Below are 25117 nucleotides of genomic sequence, written 5' to 3'. Positions count from 1 at the left end.
AATATATGCAAACTATCCCGCAGTCACATGGATTCGGTCTAGTCTTTCGCTAGTCAAAACAATCTAATTTTTTAAGTAGTTTTGAGAAACGAGAGACCTCATGTGTGAACACGGACAGGACACCACCCCAAACCATCTGCAGAGTCCGCTGAAGTCCCAGCTCAGCCGCCGCACATTCTTCCGTGGAATGGCTGCGGTATCTGGCACCGTACTCTGGGCCTCCACCGGCGCGCCCGGAGCAAGCGCGCAGGAAGCTAGTGGCGGCAGTGGGGGAGGCTTCCATGTAGGACGCGGTCTGGCGGACATGACCGGCGAGCCATGGGGCGCCGGCATGTTCGGCTATGCCGTGGACGAACAAAAGACCGTCGGTATTCAGCGCCGCCAGTACGCACGGGCATTCATTTTCGTTGACGCCAACAATGACAGCTCTCGTTTCGTTCACGTCACCTGCGATGTTGGACTTATGTTCCAGTCCATCCACCTGGAGGTGCTCCGCCGCCTCAAGGAGAAGTTCGGGGATCTTTACGATCAAACCAACGTCGTGCTCACAGCCACCCACACTCACGTGGCTCCAGGCGGCACGTCTCAGCATTTGATGGTCGACATCACCCACGGTGGCTTCCGCCCGAAGACCTTCGAGGCCACGGTTGCGGGCATTGTTAACGCCATTGAACGCGCGCACGCAGACATCCAACCTTCAGACGTGACGGTTGCTGAGACAAAGGTTGCTGATGCGGGCGTCAATAGGTCAAAGACCTCGTGGGACCGTAACCCCGAAGAGGACAAGAAGGCACTACCCAACGGCGTGGACACCCGTAGTGTGACCCTCCATGTATCGCGTGGTGGCAAACAGGTCGGCCTGATCAACTGGTACTCGCTGCACCCGACTAGCTTCGGCGCGGAGTACAAGCACATCGCAGGCGACAACAAGGGCTACGCAGCCTGGGCGACTGAGGAAGCCCACGGAGTGGTTCACCGCTACCCCGAGGAGGCACCTTTCGTCGCTGCCTTCGCCAACATGACGCCTGGTGACATCACACCGAATATGGGGTTGACGCCCAACTCTGGGCCGGGAGCAGATGAGCGTGATTCCGCGCAGATCCTCGGCGAGAGGATGATGGCGGCGACCGACGACCTGGGCAAGGATTGGTCGGAAGGCGGAATCGACGGACGTATGCGATGGGTGAACTGCCCGCAGTTGGTGGCGAGCCCGCGCTTTACTCCGGACAAGAAGGAGCACAAGCTGGGTCCGGCGATTCTGGGCGCGGCCTTTGCGGCGTCCTCACAGGAAGATGGCGGCGGGGTGCCCATCCTGGGCTTCAATGAAGGCGAGCGCGGCGGTAATCCGTGGGTGCGCGACCTCAACAACTTCCTTTCTCCTCAGGAGCTCAAGGATATCCACGGTCCGAAGGAGGGCCTGCTGCCGATGGGCTACATCGATGGCATGATTCAGCAGGTCCACCCGTTCACGATCCACCGCCTGGGCTCGTTTGTTCTGGTGAGTCTAGGTTTCGAGCCGACGGTCACCAGTGGCTTGCGCATGAAGCGCACGGTCGCTGCGGCGCTGGGTGTGTCGGAGAACGCGATCGTGGTGCAGGGATACACCAACGCCTACGGCCACTACATCACAACGCCCGAAGAGTATGAGGCGCAGAATTACGAGGGTGGCGCGACAATCTTTGGCCAGTACCAGTTGCCCGCGTTCCAGGACGTGCTCGACGAGATGGCGCGAGCGCTCAAGGAGGGCAAGCCGGTGGAGGTCGGGCAGCCCGCAGGTGACCTGACGGGGCTGATCCCGAACGTGCCGGGCAGCGACAACTGGATGGATGCGCCACCACCGGGCAAGAAGTTCGGCGAAGTGCTGGAGGCACCCAGAGAGGTGAAGGCCGGCTCGCCGGCGCGGGTGGTTTTTGTGGGCGCGAACCCGAACAACGACATGCGCCACGGCGAGGGCTATGTGACGATCGAGGACGCCAGCGGAAAGGTGGTCGCGGACGACTCCAGCGAGAACACTCTAATCACCTTTGAAAACTCCTTTGGGCAGACACGAACCACCGTCGAGTGGGGCACAAGCGATGTACAGCCCGGCAAGTACACGGTGCGCCTCAAGGGAGATTGGAAGGCTTTCCTGGGCAAGCTTTCTCCCTTCGAGGGAACCGCTGAACTACAGGTGAGCTAGATATAGGGCAAAGGTACTTATTTTTCCGGTTGTAATTATACTTTTCTAATAATTGCTGTACAGTTGAGGACGTGGTTCAAAGAGAGTATCGACCAACAGTTGCCCAACTACGTACCTTCGTGACCATCGCCGAACACGGTCACTTCGGCACCGCCGCCTCGCACCTGGGGATCTCCCAGCCGTCGCTCTCCCAGGCACTAGCAGCGCTGGAGGCAGGGCTTGGCGTGCAGCTGATCGAACGGTCTACTCGCAAGGTCATCGTCACCCCGGTGGGGCGCGGGCTGCTGCCTTTCGCACAGGCGACGCTGGAGAGCCTGGAGACCTTCGTCACCCACGCCCGCGGCGCCCACGGCGGCCTGGTCGGCTCGCTGGCGATCGGCATGATCCCCACCGTTGCGCCCTACATCCTGCCCGACGTGCTGCACACGGTTAACGACGTGGCTCCCAAGCTGGAGCCGCGGATCGTGGAGGAGAAGTCCCCGCTGCTGGTGGACGCACTGCGCCAGGGCAAGATCGATGTTGCCGTGCTCGGCATGCCAGGCGAGGGAGGCGGCTTGAACACCGTCGACCTGTACACCGAAGAGTTCGTGCTGGTCCTGCCTGAAGGCCACCCTCTGGCCGGTCGGAAGGATCTGGCAGTCGACGAGCTGAAAAACATCGAGCTGTTGCTGCTGGACGACGGGCACTGCCTGCGCGACCAGATCCTGGAGCTGTGCCGCACCGTGGACATGGCCAACGACCCGCGCCATTCTGTGACCCGCGCCGCAAGCCTGTCCACGGTAATCCAGCTGGTAGCCGCCGGTTTAGGCGCCACCCTCGTGCCGCTATCCGCAGTGGCTGTGGAGTGCCAGCGCCCGGGCATTTCCCTCGCGACGTTCGCCGGCGGTGCTGTACGGGCCGGCCGCACGATCGGCATGGCCTACCGTTCCAGCTCTACGCGCATCGACGATTACGCGGCGCTGGGTGAGATCGTGGCGCAGTCCTTCAACCACGTTGCGAAGGATAGCCGCCGCGTGCTGGAGACCTTCCTCTAAGTCAACGGGTTAAGCCCGGGGTTAAATTTGCGGGCTTAACCCTGCACGATGGTGAGCTCCGACAGGCGGATCTCACCGGCCTCGTCCGTCGCAGCGAGGTCCACTACGCCTTCCAGCGCCCAGCCGTGGTCGCCTTCCGGATCGTCGATGATCTGACGGACGAACCAGCTTCCGGCCTCGGAGCCGGTGCCCCGCTTGATGAGAATGTTCTTATTCGACCGCGCGGCGGCGTCCACACCAACATCCGCATACTCGTCGAAGTAGTCGTCCATCGCGGCGGGCCAGTCCGGCGGCGTGTCCAGGTATTCGTCCATCTCCGCAAGCTCGCGTTCTTTCTCGAAGGCGAAGAGTTCCACGTGGCGGAAGAAGTAGTTGCGCACCATGCGGGTCAGTGCCTGCGGGTTGGCGGACAGCAGGTTCGTATCCTCTACCCCATAGGCGTGCTCGGCGACCTGATCCTCGGTCAGCGGAGCATCCGGGTCGGCCATCTGCACCCACTCGTCGATAAGAGAGGAATCGACTTGGCGGATCAGTTCGCCTAACCATACGAGGATGTCGTCGAATTCCTCCGAGCGGTAGGCTTCCGGCACCGAGTGCTCCAGCGTACGGTAGGCGTCCGTCAGGTAGCGCAGCACGCCCCCCTCGGAACGGCCTAGCCCGTAGGTGGACACGAAGTCGGAGAAAGTCATGGCCTTTTCCACCATGTCGCGCACGATGGATTTCGGGCTGATCTGAAAGTCGCGAGCCCAGGGGTTTCCTTCGCAGAAGGTGTCGTATGCCTGGTCTAGCTCGTCGGCCAGCGGCATGGGCCAGGTGATGTCTTCGACAATGGCCATGCGTTCGGTGTAATCGACGCCCTCTGCCTTTAGCGCCGCGATTTCCTCGCCCCGCTCCGCTTTCTGCTGGGCTATAAGCACTTGTCGGGGATCCTCCAGCACAGCCTCAAATGTCGAGATGACGTCCAGGGCGAAGGTTTCGGACTCCGGATCCAGCAGCTCCAGGGCGGCCAGGGCGAAGGGGGAGAGTGGCTGGTTTAGTGCGAAGTCGCGGCTCAGATCCGCGGTCAGACGTGCATCCGTGCCGCTGGGCGTGTCCGCCGCATACTCCTCGACCACTTCGGCGTTGATAAGCCCGCGATAGAGCTCGATCGTTCGCAGGATCGCCTTGTTCTGCTTCGAACGCGTGTCGTGGTTGGTGCGCAGCAGGTGCTTGAGTGCCTCGAAGGTCCACTGATCGCGGGCGACCACGTTCAGCAGCATAGAGTTGCTCATGCGGAATTGGCTGGTCAATTCCTCTGGCTCTGCGTGCGTAAGCCGTTCGTAAGTCGACTCGCTCCAGGTGGCCTGGCCCTCCGGTGCCGAACGCTTGCGCAGCTTCTTGATCTTCTTCGGGTCACTTCCCGCGCGCTGGCGCAGGCGGAAGTTCTCGATCTCGTGTTCCGGGGCTTGTACCACCACGGTGCCTTCTGTGTCGTAGCCCGCGCGTCCTGCTCGCCCGGCGATCTGGTGGAACTCCCGAGACTTCAGTACACGGTGCTTCACCCCGTCATACTTCGTCAGCCCTGTCATCAGCACGGTGCGGATCGGCACGTTGATGCCCACGCCCAGGGTGTCTGTGCCGCAGATGATCTTCAGCAGACCCTTCTGGGATAGACGCTCCACCAGGCGCCGATACTTCGGCAGCAGGCCCGCATGGTGCACGCCAATGCCCTTGCGCAGCAGGCGGGAAAGAGTCTTGCCGAAGGCGGAGGTAAAGCGGAAGTCGCCGATCTCTTCGGCGATGGCGGCCTTTGCTTCGTCGTTCACCAGCTTCATGCTGGTCAAGGCTTGAGCGCGCTCGATGGCCTCGCGCTGGGTGAAGTGGACGATGTAGATCGGCGATTTGCCGTCGTTGATCAGCTCTTCCACTGTCTCGTGGACAGGTGTGTATACGTAGTGAAAGTCCAATGGCACAGGTCGGGTAGTACCCGTCACCAGGGTTGTCTGGCGACCCGTGCGTTCGGTGAGGTCATCCTCCAGCCATTTCGTATCGCCCAGGGTGGCGCTCATTAAAAGGAACTGAGCTTTAGGGAGCTCCAGCAGCGGAACTTGCCAAGCCCAGCCACGGTCGGGCTCCGAGTAGTAGTGGAACTCGTCCATCACTACCTGGTCGATCTTCGCTTTCGCGCCATCGCGTAGAGCGATGTTCGCAACGATTTCGGCGGTGGCGCAGATGATCGGTGCCCCGCCATTCACTGTGGCGTCACCAGTCATCATCCCGACGTTCTCCGGGCCGAAGGTTTGGCACAGATCGAAGAACTTTTCGCTCACCAGAGCCTTGATCGGTGCGGTGTAAAAGCTGCGCTGCTTGCGTGCCATGGCGATGAAGTGCGCGGCAATGGCGACCATGGACTTTCCGGAGCCAGTGGGGGTGGCCAGGATGACGTTGTCTTGGGCAACCAGTGCCGTGGCCGCCTCTTCTTGGGCAGGGTAGAGGCTTATGCCGCGGTCGCGCGTCCAGCCGAGAAAGGACTCCAGGATTGCGTCGTCGATCAGCGACTCTGGAACCTCGTCCAGGTCCGGAAGCAGCTCTGCGAGTTCGGCGGCAATACCCACTGTGTTCTAGTTATCCTCTTGCTCGTCAGTGTCGGCAGCGTTGTCGTCCTGGCCGGTGTCGGCGCCATTTTCATCGGACATGTTCTGCAGGAACGCCTCGAACTCCGCACCCAGCTCCTCACCGGTAGGAATGTCTTGCCCCGGCTTTAGCAGGTTATTTTCCCGCTTGCGGCGCATGCGCTCCATCTCTGCGTCGTACTGGTGCTCGAGAGCACTGACGACCGTGGCGATCTCTTGGGAGTCTTCCACCTGGTCCTGCAGCTGGTGTTTCACCCGCTCCAATTCCTTCTCCAGCGCCTTCAACGGCAGGTCCCGGTCCGCCACGTCAGCGAACGCCTGTAGTAGCCGCAGAGTCGCCTCCGGGTAGTCCGAGGCCGCGATGTAGTGCGGTACGTGGGCGGTCAGTCCGATCGTCTCGAACCCGTGTCGGTTCAGCTTCTTCTCTGTTTCCAGCGCAGCAGCGCCCGGGACGATCATCCGGGATTCCCAGGTGTGGAAGTCCTGGATCAACGAGGAATCCGAAGCGTGCGCGGAGATCACCAGCGGCCGGGTGTGCGGCACAGTCATTGGTGCCGAGTACAGGGAGGCAACCATGCCTACCTGGCCACGCCGGGCAAGATCCACCACGGCATCGCTAAACGCGCCCCATTTCAAATCCGGCTCCAGCCCACTGAGCAGCAGGAACGGGCGACCCTGCGTGTCCTTCACTAGGTGCAGATCCAGTCGCACGTCGTCGCTATCCACAACCTTGGAGTTATCGATGATCACACCGGGGCGGCGGGAACGGTAATCGATCAGCTCATCAACCTTGAACGAGGCCACCGGGCTGTGGTCCAGGGCTGCGAGCAGGTGGGAGCTGGCGCTGGAAACGGCTTGACCCGCGTCGGCATAGCCCTGCAGCGCTACCAGCATCGGCAATTCTTCAGCTCCGTCCGCAGTGCCATCTAGCCCCGCGGTTGCGTCCGTAATGGAGGGGCGATCGAACTGTATCGGAGCCGGATACTCCATCTCGTACATCCGGCCCGCAGCCTTCCCTTCGTGGCGGCCATGCATAGTTTCGCTCTCCCTTCCGGCGGAACCTTTGTCCAACCAAGCATTGTTTGCCAAGCCTATCAGGCAGTTCGGACAACCCAGGCCGAGACGGCACGTATGTCGAACAGCCAGAAACCTGTATTCACAGTTCTGAGTTATCCACAGGCCCCTGGGGCAACACTCGCTCGAACGGCCATTCTGACCGCGGGGAAAACTCTTCTCGGTGAGTATCTGTGGCATGAGTAACTCACCAGAACACAACGACCAGAACGCACAATCTATTCCCACGTCCGCCGCCTCCGCGATACCAGCGCCTTCGGTCCACCTCGGGGCCGACAAAGGAAAGCTCATTGCGGCCATCCCGTCGCTGTTGGGCTTCCCACCTGTCGACTCGATGGTCATCATCGGCCTCGTCGCCTCCACCGAACCCACCGAACCGATCAACTCCAGCACCGCAGGCTCCGCACCGCTGCCGGTGAACCATCGTCGCTTCCGCATCGGTCCCGTTCTACGCTGCGATCTTGTCCCCGCAGCCGTGACCGAGGCGGTTCGCGGTCTCACCAATATTCTTTGTGACGCCCCAGCGGCAGAGGCCATCATCCTCACCATCGGCGACATGGATGATCGTCTGCGTGCCTGTGTGGCCTCCGCCATTAAGCAGCTGCAGGATGGATGCGTGGAGGTCCAATCTGCGCTGGAGGTGTCGCGCATCGCCACGGGGGAGGCGTGGACCGACGTGTTGGACGGGGAGGCCGGGACCGTGGCAAGCGTGGAAACCAACGAGCTGGCGGACATCAGCGCACTCAGCGGAGCCCGCCGCATGGGAGCCAGGGAGGAAATGGAACGCTGGCTGGACCCCGCGAACATCGCAGTACCGGATTGGATGCTGCAGGATCGCGGGGAGGCCACGACGGTCGATCTGATCCAGGTGCTAGTCGGGGTGGCTGCAGTGGCGGAAGGCCAGAGAGTGCTGGAGGAAGAATGCGAAGACGAGTACCTGATCGACAGCCTCGCCGCGATCTGTTGTGACGAGTTCCTACACACGGTCGTCATCGCATGGTCGCTCGGTGCCAACAGCGCCATTCTGCGGGAGATGCTGGCAAGTACCGCGCGGCGGACGACGGGCGGGGTGCGTCGACGGGTGATGTTGATTCTGGCACTGGTGGCGTCAGCTAACGACGAAGGAGTGCTGGCCTACCACACGCTGACGCGCCTGCTGGAGGAGCTCGAGGCGGACCTCTACACGGAGGATGCGTGCGCGAAGCTCGACCTGCTGGAGTGCACGGGCGATCCCGACGATGTAGCCGAATCGGACGAGCCTGAGAAGTGTGATGAGATGGCGGTCGACCCAGAAGAAGCGTTGGCAGACCTGCTGCGCGGTGTCGAGGAATCCGATGCCTCCGACATTCAGCCACGCCTCAGCGCACTCGACGAGTTCACCGCGGACATCGCGATCGCGGCGCTGGACGCGCACCAGAGAGGAAAGATCAAGTTGCTGCTGTCCAAGGCAGTGCGTGCCGCGTGTACTGTCATGGCCAATGTGCAGATGGATCTGGACGCAGCGGACGACCCAGATGACCCGCGTAAGCAGGGTGAGCCGGGAGACCCGGGCGAGTCAGAGGGCCCCGGTTGGGTTCCAGAGCGCACCTACGTGACCGTACGGGAGTACGCCGGACTGGACCTCGCCTGGGAGTACGAGCGTCTGCTACAGACCGTGGACTGGGATGCGGTTAACGCTGTGCGGAATGCAACCTATCACCCAGTTGTCCGCTAAACGCCCACGCATCCGAAATGATCGTGGGCAGGTCGGAGCGGGTCGGGTTCCAGCCGAGTTCTGCCTTCGCCTTTGCAGAGGAGGCGATGAGGGTGGCGGGATCACCTCCACGACGCGGGGATTCGATGGCCGGAATCGGGTGACCAGTTACCTCGCGGCAGGTGTCGATCACTTGGCGCACACTGAAACCATCGCCGGAACCGAGGTTGAAGATGCGGTGCTGGCCGGCAGCGTTAGAGGCCGCGGCTAGCAGGTGTGCGTCCGCTAGATCTCGAATGTGAATGTAATCGCGCACCGCAGTGCCATCAGAGGTGGGGTAGTCGGTGCCGAAGATGGAAATGTGCTCCCGGTGGCCGAGGGCAACCTGCAGCACCAGCGGGATCAGGTGCGTCTCTACCTTGTGGTTCTCTCCAATGTCGCCATACGCGCCGGCGACGTTGAAGTAGCGTAGGGAAGTCGCAGCCAGCCCGTAGGCGTTGGCATAGGAGGTGATCATGTGGTCGATCGCCAGCTTGGATGCGCCATAGGGGTTGGTGGGGGCGGTGGGCATATCCTCGGTGATTGGTACCTGCTCGGGCTCCCCGTAGGTAGCGGCAGTGGAAGAGAATACGAGATTCTTCACCCCGTGTTCGCGCATTTGGTCCAGCAGGTACAAGCTGGTTCCCACGTTGTGATGCCAGTAGATGTCCGGCTTCTCCACCGACTCACCAACCAAGGAGCGGGCGGCGAAGTGCATCACGGCGGCAACGTCACCGTCGGCGAAGACGTCGGAAATGACATCGCGAATGTCACCCTGGACAAAGGTAGAGCCCTCCGGGACGGCGTAGCCGTTACCGGTGGATAGATCGTCGACGACGGTCACGCGGAAGCCGTGCTCCAACAGCACACTGGCACATACGCTGCCGACATATCCGGCACCACCGGTGACAACGATGTGGGAGGAAGGGGACAGGGCGGAATTGGAAAGATCGATGCTACTCACATGTCCCACGCTACCGCACTGATTAGCTAAACTTTTCCACTCGCACGGCGTGGCCGAGTTCTTCCGGAATCACCATGGCACCGTCGTCGTTGCTGAACTCCAGACCGTCCTCGGTAGCTACCAGGCTCACAACGCTGCCCGGGCGCATACCAAGCGCATGAAACTTGGCCATCAACTTGTGCTCTACCTGGATGATTTCGTTGATGCTCAGGATCTTCACCTGGATCGGCTCCAGAGGCTCGATATCGGAGGCACGCTGCGAGGTACCCTCCTGCAGGGTATTAACCTTCTCCAACATCTCCGCGCGCTCGGCTTCCGGGATGCCTTCCATTAGCTCGTCGAGCCCTGGGATCGGATTGCCGAAAGGCGAGGTGGCGTACTCGCTAAGTACCTTCACCAGTTGCACTTCGACCTCGTCACCCATGACGTGCTCCCAACGGCAAGCCTCGTCGTGAACCTTTTCCCACGGCAGGCCGATTACGTCGGTGAGCAGGCGCTCGGCTAGGCGGTGCTTGCGCATCACAGCCGTGGCCAGTGCACGCCCCTGGGCGCTTAGCTTGAGAGAGCGATCCTTCTCAATCGTCAGAAGCTCGTCGCGCTCCATTCGGGCGACTGTCTGGCTTACGGTCGGGCCGGACTGGTCGAGCCTCTCGGCGATACGAGCGCGCAGCGGTGGAATGCCCTCTTCTTCCAACTCGTAAATCGTTCGGAGATACATCTCAGTGGTATCGACGAGATCCCTCACGTGCGCTACGCCCTTTCTTTGTTTCTTGACTTCACACGATTATAGCCCCGTCCACATTGGGAACGGGGCAGAAGTGTAGGTACTTGCTTTTTCTGCGGGGTTAGACGGCGTACTCGCGCAGCTTATCCGCACGGTCGCCTTCGCGCAGCTTCGCCATAACTTCGCGTTCAATCTGGCGCACGCGCTCGCGGGACAGCCCAAAACGACGACCGATCTGGTCCAGGGTGCGGGGCATCCCGTCATCCAATCCGTAGCGCAGCTTGATCACATCCTGCTCGCGCTCCTCCAGGGTGCCCAGTACTGCGCGCACATCGGAGTGGCGCAGGGAAGCCACCACGGCGGTTTCCGCGTCGGTAGCCTCGGAATCCTCAATGAAGTCACCCAGCGGGGCTTCCTCGTCGCTACCGACTGGCATGTCCAGGCTCACCGGATCGCGGGACTGCTTCAGCAGCATCTCGATCTTGGACTCCTCGATGCCGGACTCCTCCGACAGCTCTTCATTCGTAGCCTCGCGACCCAGCTGCTGGTACATCTCGCGCTTTATGCGAGACAGCTTGTTGACCTGCTCGACGAGGTGGACGGGAAGACGAATGGTGCGGGACTGGTCGGCCATGCCACGGGTGATGGCCTGACGAATCCACCAGGTTGCGTAGGTGGAGAACTTAAAGCCCTTGGTGTAATCGAACTTCTCCATTGCGCGGATCAGCCCCAGGTTACCCTCCTGGATCAGGTCCAGCAGCGGCATTCCGCGGCCCGTGTAGCGCTTCGCCAGGGAGACTACCAGGCGCAGGTTTGCCTCCAACAAGTGGCTGCGGGCTGCCTTGCCCTCGCGGGCCAGAACCTTTAGGTCGCGCTTCTTTGCGCGGGTTAGTTTTTCGGCGTTGGCCAGCAGGTACTCGGAGTACAGGCCAACTTCGATCCGCTTCGACAGTTCGACTTCGTCTTCGGCAGTCAGCAGCGCGGTCTTGCCGATGCCGTTGAGGTAAACGCGAACCAAGTCCGCCGACGGGTTCTCGTTGTTTCCTCGCCGCCGGCCCTTGTCTTCTTTCTTATCGCTATCGTCGGCCGAACCGCCGCTGCCCCTACCCCTACCGCTGTTGATGCCGTTGTACTCGTCATCAATCATGGAGTTTTTCATAGTGCTGGTGTGCCTCCCGTGGCTCGATAGCGCTCAAGCTCTTCAAGACTCTTCAAGATTTTCTCGTTTTTTGCCGAAGCTCTAAGGGGTTAACGGACATCTTCGATGAATTGTTCCCGACCCACCCCTTAGAAGGGAACTGCGCTTACCCCCGCAATAGGGTTTGCCGCCGTAATTGATCGCAAATGCGGTCTCAGATATACCCCTCCACCTGGCGCAATAGTAGAAATGGCGGGCTTGGCTAAGTTTCCACCAGCACGGTGAATGGCCCCTCGTTTACGCTGGAGACTTTCATCATGGCTCCGAATCGGCCTGTTTCTACAACTATTCCCCGCTCGCGCAGTAGTTCGGCTATGTGGTTGAACACTGGTTGCGCGGCCTCGCCCGGTGCCGCATTCGCCCAGGAAGGTCGTCGCCCCTTTTTCGTTTCACCCATGAGCGTGAACTGACTGACCAGCAGTACCTGCCCGCCTACTTCCTCAACCGAGTGATTGCGCGGGCTATCCCACGGCTCGTCAGCAGCGGGCAGCAGGCGTAGCTCGGCGATCTTCCGCGCCATTTTCTCCACTGCCGCCTCGGTCACGCTCTCGTTGGCAATGTCGCCAACTCCGATGCCGACGAGCGCCAGCAGAGCAGGGCCTTGTACCGATCCAACGACTTCGCCGTCGACGGTCACCTCGGCGCTGCTGACTGTGCTCACTACCGCTTTCACTGTCGATCCGCCTTCCTAAAAATCACTCGTTGTTCCTGTTCTGGGGTTCTAGGTCCCCGGGGGGCTCTAGTACTGCTCACGCAAACCTTCCGGCACGATCATCCCGTGCCGCACCAGATCCACCGCGATCGGCACCAGTTGATCCACCAGCTCCTCGGCGCTGATCCCCAGCTCGTCGCCGTGTACCGCGTGATAAAACTCGGCTACGTCACGTAGGTTGAGCCCCTCCCAGCTGAGCCCTGCCAGAATCGTCGCCAGCACACCGTCAACCTCGTGGGACCAACCCGGACCATCGGTGCGAGTTAGCCGCGCTCTCTCCTCGCCGAACCCCTGGTCGGCAGCGGTTGCTGTTTTTTCTAGTATGACGCCACGTCCCAGCCGGTAGCGGTTCTCCTCCACCGCTGTAGCAGCGGGCCGGCCCGGCACCTCGAGCCGATCGATCCATTTGCAGCGGGCGAACCACTGGGCGGCCTCCTGGCCGAGGTATGCCCCGGCTGGCAGTGCATGGTCGAGCGATTCGACGGTCAGCTCGCTGGAACCCTCGAACTTTTCAATGTGGATCCAGCCCAGGCCAATGCGGGTGATCTGGTGGCGGGCGAAGAAGTCCAGCCAGTCCGTGGTGCGACGCTGGCCGGCAGCGCTGCGGGGGTCGATGCTTTCGTCGCGCAGCCAGGTGGTGACGTATGTGGCAACGTCCACCTCGTCGCGCTGCAGAACCCAGGCGCGAGCGCCTTCGTCGGGCAGCCAGCCGAGGATCCGCTCGGCGGCAGAGCTGGCGGAATCACTGTCTTCCTCGCCGAGCGCCCAGCCGATCAGCAGGTGCGCGTGGCCTCCCGGTGCCAGGTGCTGAACGGATTGTTCGACGACCAGATTGCTGGCTGCGTCGAGTGGCAGGCCAGAGTCGCGGTACACGTGCCCTTCATCGGCATCGAGGTCCACGGAAGGGCCGATGACGAAGGGAGGGTTGGCGACGATGACGTCGAAAGCGCCAGTGTTAGCTGACTCAGGGGCGGTGGTTTCAGCACTAAAGGGTTCAAACCAGGATCCCTGCACCCAGTTCACCAGTGGCGATTCCAGCCCTTGTGCCTTTGCGGCCACGCGGGCAAAGTCCAGGGCGCGGCCGTGAATGTCGCTGCCAAAGATTTTTAGTGGCTTGTGCCCAGCGTTGGCGGCTAGCACTAATGCGAGTACGCCGGAGCCCGTGCCGAGGTCCAGCACTCGCGCATTAGCAGCCAGCTGCGGGATGGCGTTAAGCAGCGACAGGGGAGCGTTGCCGACTCCGGGAACGTGGCCCGGTCCGGGGACGCGGTCTTCCAAGGAAGCATCCGGGTCCGAGAGCACCAGCACCTCCGCGTCGCCGTGGGCCGGGTGATGGGCAGGCCGGATGTCTAGGTTCAGGCACAGCGACTCGGCATCGTAATCTCCGCCTGGCGCGGATTGCTGTTCCACAGGGATCAGTGCATGCTCTGTCACCAAGCCGGAGGTGAGCTCGGCCCCGACGAGATCCCGGAAGAAGGCCGCGGGCTGTGGGCGTCGTAAATAAACAGCAGCGACGAGCTGGGCAGCCGTAGAGTCGCGCTGAGACAGGTGCCACGTGGCGGCCGCGGGCGAACCAGACTGGGCGGCGGCCACGCCTTCTACACCGAGCGCCTCCAAGATCAGAGCAGATCCGTAGCCCCGGTCGACAAGGGTGCGAACTAGCTGTTCGGTGGCTTTACCGGGAGTGCACAGTGGAAAGTAGGACATGCTGATTCCTTGCTAGGAAGAGGGCTGATCAGGGTTGTACTCGATGATGTCTGGGTGCGAGGAGTTCGATTCCAGCACAGGGCGGGAAGTTTCCCCGGCAAGAGCTGCTCGCTGGGCACGACGCTGCTCGCGCACGAGAGCGGGCTTGTAGACCTTGTTCGTGGTCTCGTCGACCTGACCGGATTCGTTGGCCAGCAGCACGGCGATCCAGGGCAGAGGCAGGCTGACCGCCGCCACGCACACCGCTAGGGCAGGGTTGTGGGTGAGCAACATCACCAGTGCGGCGAGGGCGAGAATTGGGATGCGCAGAAGCTGCAGCACGGCATAGAGCTTTCGACGGTGGTGCCATCCCTGCAAACGCGAACTCTTGGCATCCGTGATGATTTCCACCTTTGATGCTCGCTTGGCCCGGGATTCACCTCCCGATTTCTTCTTTCGTGCATCAGCCATAGAACCAACGCTAGTACGCAGCTGGAAAACAAGCAGATTCAGGGGCATGATGGTGAACTGTGAGTAACCCAAGTACGACAATGATTGAGCGCCCCGAAGTCAACACGGATACGACGACGGATGACGATGTACCGAAGTTCTTCCACTATGTGAAGAAGGATCAGATCGTCGAATCCGCCGTGATGGGCAAGCTGGTCGTAGCGCTGTGCGGCGAGACTTTCCCTGTGCGCAAGCAGGCTAAGCCGGGATCGCCTGTCTGCCCGGATTGCGAGCAGATCTACAAGGGGCTGCGCAAGAAGTGAAGCACCTCCGCCTATGGCAGCAGGAGGCACTGAACAAATACGTCGAGGCCAGCCCGAAAGACTTCCTGGCCGTGGCGACCCCAGGCGCAGGTAAAACGACCTTCGCCCTGACGATTGCACGGTTGCTACTGGATACCCGTGCGGTAGACCGACTGGTTATCGTGGTGCCCACCGAACACCTGAAGGTGCAGTGGGCGCAGTCCGCCGCGGAGCGGGGAATCGCACTCGACGCTGAGTTCACGAACTCCTCGCCGTTCAACAACGCCTACGACGGCGTGTGCGTAACCTATGCCCAGGTGGGCATGAAGCCCACGAAGCACTACCAGGTCGCCACCGCGAAGAAGGCGCTGGTGATCCTGGACGAGATCCACCACGCCGGCGACGCAAAGAGCTGGGGCGACGGCGTGCGCATGGCCTACGAGCACGTGGAACGCCGCCTGGCGCTGACAGGTACGCCTTTCCGCTCTGACGATTCCCAGATCCCCTTCGTGCGCTACGAAGCCGTGGAGGGCGCCGACGGCGCGCTCGTGTCCTCCGCCGACTACACCTATGGCTACACGGACGCGCTGAAGGATGGCGTGGTTCGCCCAGTGGTGTTCCTGGCGTACTCCGGCCAGGCGCGCTGGCGCAACTCCGCCGGCGAGGAATTCGAGGCACGCCTGGGCGAGCCGTTGAACGCAGAGCAAACTGCCCGGGCATGGCGCACTGCGCTGGACCCAAAGGGCGACTGGATTCCCGCCGTGCTCAACGCCGCGCAGACGCGTCTGCAGCAGCTGCGCGAGACCATTCCCGACGCGGGGGGCCTGGTGATCGCGACCGACAAAACTACGGCGCGTGCCTACGCACGGATTCTGGAGCAGATCAGCAACACCCCAGTGACGGTGGTGCTCTCCGACGAGGCGGGGGCTTCCGAACGAATCAAGGAGTTCTCTGCCAGCACTGACGAGTGGATGGTGGCCGTGCGCATGGTCTCCGAGGGCGTGGATGTGCCGCGCTTGGCTGTGGGCGTGTACGCGACATCCTCTTCCACACCACTGTTCTTCGCGCAGGCCATCGGCCGTTTTGTACGATCCAGGCGGCCGGGGGAGTCGGCGTCAATCTTCCTCCCCAGTGTGTCCGTACTCCTCGAGCTAGCTTCCAAGATGGAGCAGCAGCGCAACCACGTGCTCGGCAAGCCCCACCGACAAAACGAGGGCTGGGACGACCAGCTCCTACAACAGGCTAACCAGGAGCAAAACGAGCCGGAAGAAGACAAGGGCTACGAGTCCGTCGGTGCCGAAGCCGAGCTCGACAGCCTCATCTACGACGGTTCGACCTACGGCACGGCGACCTTAAGCGGATCGGAGGAGGAGCAGGCATACTTGGGCCTACCCGGTCTTCTGGACGCCGAACAGATGCGCACGCTGCTGCGTCAACGCCAAGCCGAGCAGCTGGATGCGCGGGCGAAGGAAGAGGAACTGCGCCGCAAACAGGAGCAGCGGAAGCCGGCCTCCGAGGGAAGTGGCGCGGACTTGCGCAATAAGCGCGTGGCCAGTGAGGAGCTTCCGGCTCTACGCAAGGAATTGAATGCGTTGGTGTCTATGAAGTCCGCCCGCACCGGCAAGCCACATGGGCAGATCCACAACGATGCGCGGAGAAACTGCGGCGGGCCGTCCACAGCGCTGTGCACCGCACAGCAGCTGCGCGACCGCATCGCATACCTAAGAGACTGGTGAGAACTGATACGGGAGAGACCGGGAAAGTGAGGTAAGATACACCGGGTTGTATATCGGCGGTGTATCGCCGGAAGCTTTTATGCCAAGCGACCTCGGAGGGAAGGAAACGGCACGATGGCTCGAGAAGACTACATCGATCTGGATAGGTCCAACGCGCAGGAGGCTGAGCTCCAGAAGATCGCGCCGCGCAAGGTCAGCGGGCTGAGCCTGGCCGCCCTGATTGTGGGCATTCTGTCTATCCCAGCCGCGATGTTCCCCCTTATCGGCATCGTGGTGGCCGCGGTGGCGATCCTGGTGGGAATCACGTCGGTGGTTATCGCGAACCGCAGGGGAACCCAGCGCAGCTACGCGATTATCGGCTTGATACTGGGGGTATTGGCCATGGCTATCGCGATCTTCTTCACCCAGGTGGCCATGAAGAGCATGGAGGGGTGCGAAGATCTACGCGGCACGGAGTTCTCCGACTGCGTGAAGAACAACCAGAACTAGTCCAGGTAGTCGCGCAGCACCTGGGACCGCGACGGGTGGCGCAGCTTGGACATCGTCTTCGACTCGATCTGGCGAATGCGCTCGCGGGTCACTCCGTAGACCTGGCCAATCTCGTCCAAAGTGCGCGGCATACCGTCGGTCAGGCCGAAACGCAGCTTCACCACGCCGGCCTCACGCTCGGACAGAGTGTGCAACACATCCTGCAGCTGGTCCTGCAGCAGGGTGAACGAGACTGCGTCGACAGCCACGACGGCCTCCGAGTCCTCGATGAAGTCGCCCAGCTGGGAGTCGCCTTCGTCGCCGATGGTCTGATCCAGGGAAATCGGCTCGCGGGCGTATTGCTGGATTTCCAGCACCTTGTCCACGGTGATATCCATTTCGCGCGCTAGCTCTTCCGGGGTGGGCTCGCGGCCCAGGTCCTGCAGCAGCTCCCGTTGGATGCGGCCCAGCTTGTTGATGACTTCGACCATGTGCACCGGAATGCGGATGGTGCGTGCTTGGTCTGCCATGGCGCGGGTGATGGCCTGACGGATCCACCAGGTGGCGTACGTGGAGAACTTGTAGCCCTTTACATAGTCGAACTTCTCGACCGCGCGGATAAGACCCAGGTTGCCCTCCTGGATCAGATCCAGGAATGCCATTCCGCGGCCGGTGTAGCGCTTGGCCAGCGAGACCACGAGGCGCAGGTTGGCTTCCAGCAGGTGGTTCTTTGCGCGGCGCCCGTCACGATCGATCTCGCGCAGATCACGGCGGTGCATCGGGGAGAGTTTCTCGCCCGATTCCTTGAGCTCCTGCAGACGATAAGCAGCGTACAGGCCTGCCTCGATGCGCTTGGCCAGGGAGACCTCTTGTTCCGCATTCAGCAGCGCGACCTTACCGATCTGCTTAAGGTACGCGCGTACGGAGTCCGCGGAAGCCGTGAGCTCGGCATCTTTCCGGGCCTGGCGCAGTGCTGCGGATTCGTCCTCATCCCAGACAAAGCTGCCGTCCTTCTTGTCGGCTTCTTCGTCGGAATCCTCGGAATCTTCGTCGTCCTCGTCATCATCATCGAGGTCATCGTCATCGTCATCGTCATCGTCATCGTCGTCGAGGTCGTCGAGGTCATCCAGGTCGTCGAGGTCATCGTCTTCATCCATGTCCTCGAGAGCATCGAGATCCTCGGGAGCGTCGGCATCCTCGACGAAGTCGTCGCGCTCTTCCGCGGTATCCGGCGCATCCTGTTCCGGGGCCGAAATAGCGGTGGTGGCGGTTGCAGCTGCGTCCTCCTCGAGGACCTCCCCGGCGGCCTTCGCTGCCTTCGTGCCGCGCTTGGCAGTTGTCTTTTTGGCCGTCTTCTTTGTGGCCTTACGCGTAGTCTTCTTGGCAGTTTTCTTGGTTGCCTTCTTAGCCGTCTTCTTCGCGGCCTTGCGTGCGGTCTTCTTGGCAGCCTTCTTCGCGGTTTTCTTAGCCGCCTTCTTTACAGGAGTGGACGCCTGCTCCTCCGAATCGGCAGCGGGTTCGGCAGCCATTGCCGTAGCCTTCCGCGCGGTGGCCTTCTTGGCAACCGTCGACTTCTTCGCCACCTTTCGGGCAGTTTTCTTCGCTGCCGTCTTTTTTGCAACCTTGCGCACAACACCGTCGGTGTTGTCTTCGCCGGTGGTGGTCGAGTCGTTCGCTGCCACTGAAGCCCTTTCACTCGTATTGCATAGTGCACTGAAATGGCCGCCCTTTAAGGCCACATTCCGAGGAGGAATTGGGGTGCACCAGGTTGCGGCATACCCACAACCGATGGTCTAGGAGGGTTGTTGAAACCCCTGCTGTGCTAATCGACCGCCCATTATAACTCAAATATCAGCACAGCGTTGCAACCATCCCGGGGATAGAGCGGTTGCTTTTCTAGCGAATACTAAGGCTTGATGCCATCCTGCACGGCCATTGCAGCGCCGATAATGCCCGCCTGGTTGCGCAACTTCGCCGGGATGACGTTTTCTTCGACGGTCAACAGCGGAACCCACTTGTCAGCCTTGCGAGAAATGCCGCCGCCGACGATAAAGGTCCTCGGGCTAAATAGGGCGCTGTAGGCGTGCAGAACCTCGTCCACGCGAGCGGCCCACTTCTTATAGGACAACTCCTCGCGATCTTTTGCAGCGGAGCTGGCATACCACTCGACGTCACCGTTCTCGTCGTGCGGCAGGTGGCCGAGCTCGGAGTTGGGGAACAGGTGGCCATCACACAGCATGGCCGAACCGATGCCGGTGCCGAAGGTGAGCATCAGTACTGCGCCTTGCTTCGCGCTTTCCTCGCCGTACTTCACCTCCGCCAGGCCGGCTGCGTCGGCGTCATTAAGAACAGCGATTTCCCTCTCGCCGAGGTGGCGCTTGAACAGCTCCTGCATATCGGTATCGATCCAGGATTCATCGATGTTTGCCGCGGAGCGTGCCTTCTGATCCTTGACTACGGCAGGCACCGTCACGCCCACCGGGCCGTCCCACTCGGCCATATCCATCAGCTTGCGCACGACTTCCGCCACTGCGTCCGGGGTAGAGGGCTTTGGGGTGAGGATCTTAAAACGCTCGGTGACCAACTCGCCGGTGTTGAGGTCTACAACTGCGCCTTTCACACCAGATCCACCGATGTCTACGCCGAAACTCAGGTTCTGTTCTGCCATGTCCTCAGTCATGCCCATAACACTACCTTGAATATATTCGGCGGCGCGCGGCAGCAAGGATGGCTGTCAAGAATGATCAAGAATGGCAAGGTGGAGACCATGGAAACCACGGGTTCAGCAAACTTGAGCGCACAGGCGCGTGAGGTAGCAGCGATTCTGCAGCAGGCACAGCCCGAGCGGGCAACCCTGAGAGTGTTCGACGAGGTGTCGACGGCGGGGGAGGCTGGGGCGTCCCAAAACGAAAAAAACCTTAGCCCTGCCGACCTGGAGGAAACAGCGCTCGAGGTGGCGCTCGAGGCGGCCGCTCTTATACGACGCCGCCGGAGCGAATTGGCCGACGAGCATGGTCACGTTGGCGTGGTGGGGACGAAGACCTCCGAGGTGGATCCCGTGACGGAGGTAGACCAGGCCAGCGAGAATCTCATTATGGAGCAGTTGCTGGCCCGAGTGCCGGGGGCCTGTGTGCTCGGAGAGGAAGGCGGGCTGAGCCGTGAAGCCAGCGGCCCGGGGGAGATTCTATGGATCGTCGACCCGATCGATGGAACAGTTAACTTTCTCTACGGGGTTCCGGCCTACGCCGTGAGTATTGCCGCAGTGGTAGATGGACAGCCAGTAGCCGGCGTGGTGGTAGACGTGACTGCACAGGTGGCCTATGTGGCACACGCAGGCGGGACGGCGCGTCGTTGGAAAGCCAACGCCACCGGGGTCGACACCCTGATCGTGGAACCGGTAGAGCGGGCGGCAGCGCCCGACAGAGCGCTGGGGAAGGCGCTGGTTGCTACCGGCTTTTCGTACGTGGCTGAAGATCGCCGCCGCCAGGCGGAACGGCTGACCCGTCTGCTGCCGAAGGTTCGCGATATTCGACGGATCGGTTCGGCGGCACTGGACCTGTGTCGCGTGGCCAGCGGGGAAGTAGATGCCTACTTTGAACACGGGTTGGGTCCGTGGGATCACGCGGCGGGGTGCCTGATTGCCGCGCGTGCCGGGGCTATCAGCGTGGCCCCGGATTACGACGTGACGAAGGAGGAGAAGGCGCTTGTCTTGGCAGTGAAGCCGGGGGTGGCCGCGGAACTGGCTGAACTGCTGGTGGAATAGCCACGGGGGGATCCTTTTACCCCAATCGAGCGGCAGAGCGCGCGTGAAGGTGACAAGGGGTGTACATGTGCTCTAGGATCCGCGAACAGTGAGACGAACTAAGGCAATTTTCAGCCAGTCCCGCTGGCTGTTTTGCACTCCATCTGATCGACACAACCGACGTAAGTAAGGACCCCTTATGGCCACTGACTACGACGCGCCGCGCCGACGTTCCGAAGACGACATCGAGACCGACTCTCTGGAGGGCCTGAAGGCCGCCGAGAAGGCCGAGCCGTCCGTTTCCGATACGGATGATGGAGAGATCGTTGAGCCCTTCGACGTACCCATGGCGGATCTGTCCGGCGAGGAGCTGTCCGGCTCGGTGATCCCGCGCCAGAGCGACGAATTCACCTGTAGCGTCTGCTTCCTGGTTCAGCACCGCAGCTGCATTGCAGAAACCGTCGCCGACGGCGAGTACATCTGCAAGGACTGTGCTTAGGCCGCTTAAGCTGGCTAGTCTGCCTAGCAGTCTGCCTTAATAGATCGGGCGACCAAGCGTCTCCAGAACTTCCTGAGGTTCCTTGGTGGAGATCAGCCAATAGGGGGTGGGGTCGTCCGGATCGTCCAGGACGAGCATCGCCATCGTCGGGATCCAATTCTTGTGCACGACATAAGCGGCCGGATCCAATTGGCGGCCCATTGCGGCGCGCTTGGCGGTCGGGGGAATAACTAGGCTGCGGCTAACCACACTTGCGGGCAGTTTTGCCGGCCCGACATGCAGCCACCGTTCGCCAGAGCTATCTTCCCTGACCTCCACCTTTGTGCGGGAGAAGTAAATCAATGCCCATACGGCCAGCGCACCGGAGATCACGAGGGCGACGTAAAAGACCCACATCGGACGACCCATCTGCGCTTGCCACGCAATGATTGCGACTACTCCCGCGGCGAACAGCCACCACACTAGGGGTACGCGCTGGTGCTCCGAATACAGCAGCTCTTCCTGCTGAGTGCCCGATGCCAATTGAATAACTCCTGATAAATCTGTTCGCTTTGCGTGCTGTCTAGTAATTCTAGCCCGTGGGGTTTCGGACATCGTAACTTCGGTTGGGTACTTGTAGTCTTGGAGACCGTGACCCTTAAGCAAAATGGACTAGATGGAAATGACGCCCCGCTGCGCATCGTTCGCTTAGACAAGGAGCTGCCCTTGCCGCGACGCGCCCACCCGACGGATGCCGGCATCGACCTTTACACCGCTCAGGATGTGACCATAGCCCCTGGGCACCGCGAGCTGGTCGGGACAGGCATTGCGATCGCATTGCCCGTAGGCACGGTGGGTTTGGTACACCCGCGCAGTGGGCTCGCACTGAAGAAGGGGCTTTCCATCGTCAACGCCCCGGGGACGATCGATGCGGACTACCGCGGGGAAATCAAGGTATGCCTGATCAACCTGGATCCTGAACAGCCCATTGAGCTGACACGCGGTGAGCGAGTTGCACAGTTGCTAGTGCAGGAAGTGAGCCTGTGTGCTGTCGAAGAGCTCGAGAGCGTAGAGCAATTGGGAGAGACCGCGCGGGGCGAGTCTGGGTACGGGTCCACCGGGGTGTAGGGCGACTGTATTGAGCAGCACATAGCAGCACTTAAAGTAGATTAAAAAGCCAACAGAAGACGGAGTTTTGGGATGTTTGGGCGTAAGAATAAAGAAGACAAGAACCCGGCCGAGGAAGTCACCCAGCCGCAGCAGGATCAGCCAGAAAACGACTTTGGCCCGTTTGATGGCGACACGGTGAACTTCCAGGACTTCGACTTCTCGGATTTCGCCACCGGTGCGTTGGATCTGGGATCCATGCTCATTCCGGTGCCTCACGGCGGTGAGGTGAAGGTGGATATGGGCCCGGAGGGCCCCCAGATGATTCACCTGGAGATCGACGCTGGGCGTATCACCCCGATCGCCTTCGCCGCACCGCGAAACGGCGACCTGTGGGCCGAGTCTGTCGAGGAAACGGTCGCGGGCATGACGAAGGACGGCCTGGACGTTTACGTCGAAGACGGCCCGTGGGGGCAGGAAATCTGCGCGGTGGCCGGTGATGGACAGATGCGCCTGATCGGAGTGAACGGCCCACGGTGGATGTTCCGGGCGACGCTGGCCGGTGAGAAGTCCAAGGCCGATGAGCTGGCCAAAATCGCGCGGGAGATCATTGCACGTACCTTTATTCGTCGTGGCAATGATCCAATTCCGGCGGGACAGCCGTTGCCGGTGTTGATGCCGCAGGCCATGGCGGATGCTCTGCAGGAGCAGCTGCAGCAGTTGGCGCACCGCCAGAATGCCGAATCCCAGGGAGCTACCCGGAACCGGGGCGAGGATCTGCAGTAATGGCAGGTAAGACAGAGCCGCAACAGGGCGGCGATGCAGCCCAGGCCACCTTGCTGGAGCAAATGGGCGGTCTGTCCGGACTGGTCTCCTCCACACTTCCGGTGCTGGTTTTGGTGCCGGTAAACAGCCAGTGGGGTCTGGGGCCTGCGCTGGTGTCCGCGCTGGCAGTCGCGGTGTTGATTCTGGTGTGGCGTGTGGCTCGCAAGGAGAACCTGCAGCCGGCGATCTCCGGCTTCCTCGCGGTCGCGCTGTGCGCATCGATCGCCTGGATCATGGGGGACGCGAAGGGTTATTTCGCCTACGGCATTTGGTACTCGCTGGTGGCGGGCATCGCATCAATCATTTCGATTTTCTTCCGCTGGCCATTGGTCGGCGCGGTATGGCGCGGAATTAATGGCGACGATCACCGCTGGCGCACTAACCGGAGGGCAGTGCGGGCCTTCAACATCGCCACCTTCGCATGGGCCGTGGTGTTCTTCGCCCGCTTCGCCGTCCAGCAGTGGCTCTATGCTGCCGATATGACTGACGCCCTTGGCTACACCCGCATCGCAATGGGATGGCCCCTGACTCTGGTGGCGGTGGCAGTCACTGTATGGGCGGTGAAGGCAGCGAACCGAGCGGAGGGGCGGCACCTGGAGAAGCCGGTTGAAGACACGCAAGAGCCAGAAGGTACGGATGACGCACAAGCCCCAGAGCTGGTCGAAGCGGAAAGCATAGAAGTAGTCAACGAAGAGGTGGATACCGATGGGCGTCACTGAGAATGAAGAAGTAGTGATCGACCTGGCGGGGCCGGCGAACGGCGGCACCGTGATCGGCCGGCTGGATGGGCAAATCGTGTTCGTGCGTGGAGGCCTGCCGGGCGAAAAGGACGTGACGGTGGCGCTCGATCCGGCGCGGAACTCGAACTCCAAGAAGGGGTTCCGCAACGGCGAGGCTGTGGCCATTGGGCAGCCGAGTCCCCACCGCGTTGCCCCGGTATGCCCGGCAGCGCAGGCCGGGGCGGGGTGTTGCGACCTGGATTTCGTGGACGCCGCCGGGGCGCTGGACTATAAGAAGCAAGTAGTGCTGGATCAGTTGGCTCGCGTAGGCAAGATCGACGCCGAAGCATTGCAAACAATCACTATCAATACCGAGAGTCTGCAGCCTTTCGCAGGCTCGCGCACACGCGTGCGGTTGGCCGTGGACGAGGAATGCAATGTTGGCCAGCGCGCCCGTGGCTCGCACCAGGTGGTGCCCGTAGAGCATCCCTGTGCGCAGTGGAGCGAAGCCCTGCGAGAAGGGCTGGCAGAGGAGATCGAGCAGCTGCGAGAAGCCGGAAGCTTGGTACCCAATTCCGAGATCGCTGTTGCCGTGGCAGACTACGGCACCCGCAAGATGGTGCAGTTGCAGGGAAAGTCCTCCGACTTGCGGGTCAAGGCATTCGGCTCATTCGACGCGCCAACTGATGGTGCGGGCGAGCTCCCCACAGTATCCCGCACCGTGCACTTCGGGGCCGGCCTCGACCGGGAATTCGACGTGCAGTGGGAGAGCCAGGTGCAGGACTTCTGGCAGGCCCACCACGCAGCGCCGGAGTTCTACTCCGCCTGGATCGCCCGCCACATTCCGCCGATAGCACAGGGGGAGAAGTCCCAAGGGGCAAATCCTAAGCAGTCGATCGCGTGGGATTTGTACGGCGGCGCTGGAGTATTCAGCGCCGCGCTATCCCGTAAGGCCGACCGCGTGGTGTGTGTGGACGTGGCCGGTAGCGCCAGCATGGCAGGGGCGCAGGCCCTGGCGGCAGCTGGCATCGATAATGTCGAGTTCGTCGGTGGCGATGTGGCGGGCCAAGTTCCCCAACTGGCACGCGGCGGTTTCCTGCACGCAGTGGTTCTTGATCCGCCGCGCACAGGCGCAGGCACACAGACCGTCGCTGACATCGCCAAGGCTCGCCCACGGCACGTCGTGCACGTAGGGTGCGACCCGGCCACTGCCGCCCGCGACCTTGCCGCCTGGATCGACAATGGCTACGCAATCAAGGAGCTGTGCGTGGTGGATGCGTTCGGTTTGAATCACCACGTAGAGCTGCTGGCATATTTAGTTCCAGACCGAAGCGGTCGTGCGGGCTCCTAGCAACCGGTTGGGGATTCTTTCAAA

Annotated in this window: 23 protein-coding genes; 12 read left to right on the top strand and 11 right to left on the bottom strand. The window is 61.5% G+C overall.

Translation table 11 applies throughout. The features are described 5' to 3' along the window. Window positions 1-100: 100 nt before the first annotated feature. Both MHX63_RS01190 and MHX63_RS01185 read left to right on the top strand, forming a co-directional pair. Window positions 101-2179, top strand: coding sequence for a neutral/alkaline non-lysosomal ceramidase N-terminal domain-containing protein (locus tag MHX63_RS01190; RefSeq protein ID WP_239386880.1), 2079 nt, complete (start codon window positions 101-103; stop codon window positions 2177-2179). Between the two features lie 71 nt (window positions 2180-2250). Next, on the top strand, window positions 2251-3213 hold the full coding sequence (locus tag MHX63_RS01185; protein WP_239199544.1) for a hydrogen peroxide-inducible genes activator: 963 nt from the start codon (window positions 2251-2253) through the stop codon (window positions 3211-3213). Window positions 3214-3248: 35 nt separating this feature from the next. Here MHX63_RS01185 and MHX63_RS01180 read toward each other — a convergent pair whose 3' ends face one another. Then, window positions 3249-5807, bottom strand: a complete 2559-nt coding sequence (locus MHX63_RS01180) for a DEAD/DEAH box helicase (protein ID WP_239386878.1) — start codon at window positions 5805-5807, stop codon at window positions 3249-3251. A gap of 6 nt (window positions 5808-5813) precedes the next feature. Further along, window positions 5814-6860 (bottom strand): PAC2 family protein, encoded by a 1047-nt coding sequence (locus tag MHX63_RS01175; protein ID WP_239386877.1) that lies wholly within the window; start codon window positions 6858-6860, stop codon window positions 5814-5816. Between the two features lie 217 nt (window positions 6861-7077). Here MHX63_RS01175 and MHX63_RS01170 point away from each other — a divergent pair, with 217 nt between their 5' ends. After that, window positions 7078-8613 carry a DUF4192 family protein gene (locus MHX63_RS01170; RefSeq protein WP_239386875.1) on the top strand — a complete coding sequence of 512 codons (1536 nt, stop codon included), beginning with the start codon at window positions 7078-7080 and terminating at the stop codon, window positions 8611-8613. Here the strand turns inward: MHX63_RS01170 and galE are convergent. The 6 genes from galE to MHX63_RS01140 form a co-directional block, all read right to left on the bottom strand. Beyond that, window positions 8570-9604 (bottom strand): UDP-glucose 4-epimerase GalE, encoded by a 1035-nt coding sequence (galE, locus tag MHX63_RS01165; RefSeq protein WP_239386873.1) that lies wholly within the window; start codon window positions 9602-9604, stop codon window positions 8570-8572. The two genes, MHX63_RS01170 and galE, sit on opposite strands and share 44 nt — an antisense overlap. Window positions 9605-9617: 13 nt before the next feature. Further along, complete coding sequence (locus MHX63_RS01160) at window positions 9618-10340, bottom strand: metal-dependent transcriptional regulator (protein ID WP_239386872.1); 723 nt, start codon at window positions 10338-10340, stop codon at window positions 9618-9620. Window positions 10341-10440: 100 nt separating this feature from the next. Next, a complete protein-coding gene (locus MHX63_RS01155) occupies window positions 10441-11478 on the bottom strand; it encodes a sigma-70 family RNA polymerase sigma factor (protein ID WP_239386870.1) in 1038 nt (345 codons plus the stop codon). A gap of 241 nt (window positions 11479-11719) precedes the next feature. Then, window positions 11720-12190 carry a D-aminoacyl-tRNA deacylase gene (dtd, locus tag MHX63_RS01150; RefSeq protein WP_239386869.1) on the bottom strand — a complete coding sequence of 157 codons (471 nt, stop codon included), beginning with the start codon at window positions 12188-12190 and terminating at the stop codon, window positions 11720-11722. Between the two features lie 66 nt (window positions 12191-12256). Continuing rightward, on the bottom strand, window positions 12257-13936 hold the full coding sequence (locus MHX63_RS01145) for a class I SAM-dependent methyltransferase (protein ID WP_239386867.1): 1680 nt from the start codon (window positions 13934-13936) through the stop codon (window positions 12257-12259). 12 nt (window positions 13937-13948) lie between these two features. Beyond that, on the bottom strand, window positions 13949-14386 hold the full coding sequence (locus MHX63_RS01140; protein ID WP_239386865.1) for a DUF3099 domain-containing protein: 438 nt from the start codon (window positions 14384-14386) through the stop codon (window positions 13949-13951). A gap of 59 nt (window positions 14387-14445) precedes the next feature. On the opposite strand from MHX63_RS01140, the gene MHX63_RS01135 reads away from it, so the two are divergent. From MHX63_RS01135 to MHX63_RS01125, 3 genes are all read left to right on the top strand, one after another. After that, a complete protein-coding gene (locus MHX63_RS01135; RefSeq protein WP_239386863.1) occupies window positions 14446-14688 on the top strand; it encodes a DUF3039 domain-containing protein in 243 nt (80 codons plus the stop codon). Next, window positions 14685-16403, top strand: coding sequence for a DEAD/DEAH box helicase (locus MHX63_RS01130; protein ID WP_239386861.1), 1719 nt, complete (start codon window positions 14685-14687; stop codon window positions 16401-16403). The genes MHX63_RS01135 and MHX63_RS01130 overlap by 4 nt, the downstream gene beginning before the upstream one ends. Before the next feature lie 114 nt (window positions 16404-16517). Further along, window positions 16518-16892 (top strand): DUF308 domain-containing protein, encoded by a 375-nt coding sequence (locus MHX63_RS01125; protein WP_239386860.1) that lies wholly within the window; start codon window positions 16518-16520, stop codon window positions 16890-16892. Here the strand turns inward: MHX63_RS01125 and MHX63_RS01120 are convergent. Continuing rightward, the gene (locus MHX63_RS01120; RefSeq protein ID WP_239386858.1) at window positions 16889-18553 is read right to left on the bottom strand and encodes an RNA polymerase sigma factor; all 1665 of its coding nucleotides are present in this window, start codon (window positions 18551-18553) and stop codon (window positions 16889-16891) included. The two genes, MHX63_RS01125 and MHX63_RS01120, sit on opposite strands and share 4 nt — an antisense overlap. Before the next feature lie 224 nt (window positions 18554-18777). Continuing rightward, window positions 18778-19557, bottom strand: coding sequence for a polyphosphate--glucose phosphotransferase (gene ppgK / locus MHX63_RS01115; protein ID WP_239386857.1), 780 nt, complete (start codon window positions 19555-19557; stop codon window positions 18778-18780). Window positions 19558-19611: 54 nt separating this feature from the next. Between ppgK and MHX63_RS01110 the strand changes: the two genes are divergently transcribed. Both MHX63_RS01110 and MHX63_RS01105 read left to right on the top strand, forming a co-directional pair. Next, complete coding sequence (locus tag MHX63_RS01110; protein WP_239386855.1) at window positions 19612-20634, top strand: inositol monophosphatase family protein; 1023 nt, start codon at window positions 19612-19614, stop codon at window positions 20632-20634. A 178-nt stretch (window positions 20635-20812) separates the two neighbouring features. Continuing rightward, window positions 20813-21112: a DUF4193 domain-containing protein gene (locus MHX63_RS01105; RefSeq protein ID WP_005295036.1), complete on the top strand. Its 300-nt coding sequence runs from the start codon at window positions 20813-20815 to the stop codon at window positions 21110-21112. A gap of 36 nt (window positions 21113-21148) precedes the next feature. On the opposite strand, the gene MHX63_RS01100 is transcribed toward MHX63_RS01105, so the two are convergent. After that, window positions 21149-21634: a DUF3093 domain-containing protein gene (locus MHX63_RS01100; protein ID WP_239386853.1), complete on the bottom strand. Its 486-nt coding sequence runs from the start codon at window positions 21632-21634 to the stop codon at window positions 21149-21151. A gap of 108 nt (window positions 21635-21742) precedes the next feature. On the opposite strand from MHX63_RS01100, the gene dut reads away from it, so the two are divergent. The 4 genes from dut (at window position 21743) to MHX63_RS01080 (ending at window position 25093) form a co-directional block, all read left to right on the top strand. Continuing rightward, window positions 21743-22219 (top strand): dUTP diphosphatase, encoded by a 477-nt coding sequence (dut, locus tag MHX63_RS01095; protein ID WP_239386851.1) that lies wholly within the window; start codon window positions 21743-21745, stop codon window positions 22217-22219. A gap of 72 nt (window positions 22220-22291) precedes the next feature. Continuing rightward, window positions 22292-22984 (top strand): DUF3710 domain-containing protein, encoded by a 693-nt coding sequence (locus tag MHX63_RS01090; RefSeq protein WP_239386850.1) that lies wholly within the window; start codon window positions 22292-22294, stop codon window positions 22982-22984. Then, window positions 22984-23742 (top strand): DUF3159 domain-containing protein, encoded by a 759-nt coding sequence (locus MHX63_RS01085; RefSeq protein WP_239386848.1) that lies wholly within the window; start codon window positions 22984-22986, stop codon window positions 23740-23742. Before MHX63_RS01090 ends, MHX63_RS01085 begins: the two co-directional genes overlap by 1 nt. Next, a complete protein-coding gene (locus MHX63_RS01080) occupies window positions 23729-25093 on the top strand; it encodes a class I SAM-dependent RNA methyltransferase (protein ID WP_239386847.1) in 1365 nt (454 codons plus the stop codon). Before MHX63_RS01085 ends, MHX63_RS01080 begins: the two co-directional genes overlap by 14 nt. The last annotated feature ends 24 nt before the right edge of the window (window positions 25094-25117 follow it).

The organism is Corynebacterium sp. ACRQK, assembly GCF_022345965.1.
In the GTDB taxonomy this organism is placed as follows: Bacteria; Actinomycetota; Actinomycetes; order Mycobacteriales; family Mycobacteriaceae; genus Corynebacterium.
Note: the sequence above shows the minus strand (reverse complement) of the source record. Positions and strands in the feature narration are given on the sequence as shown.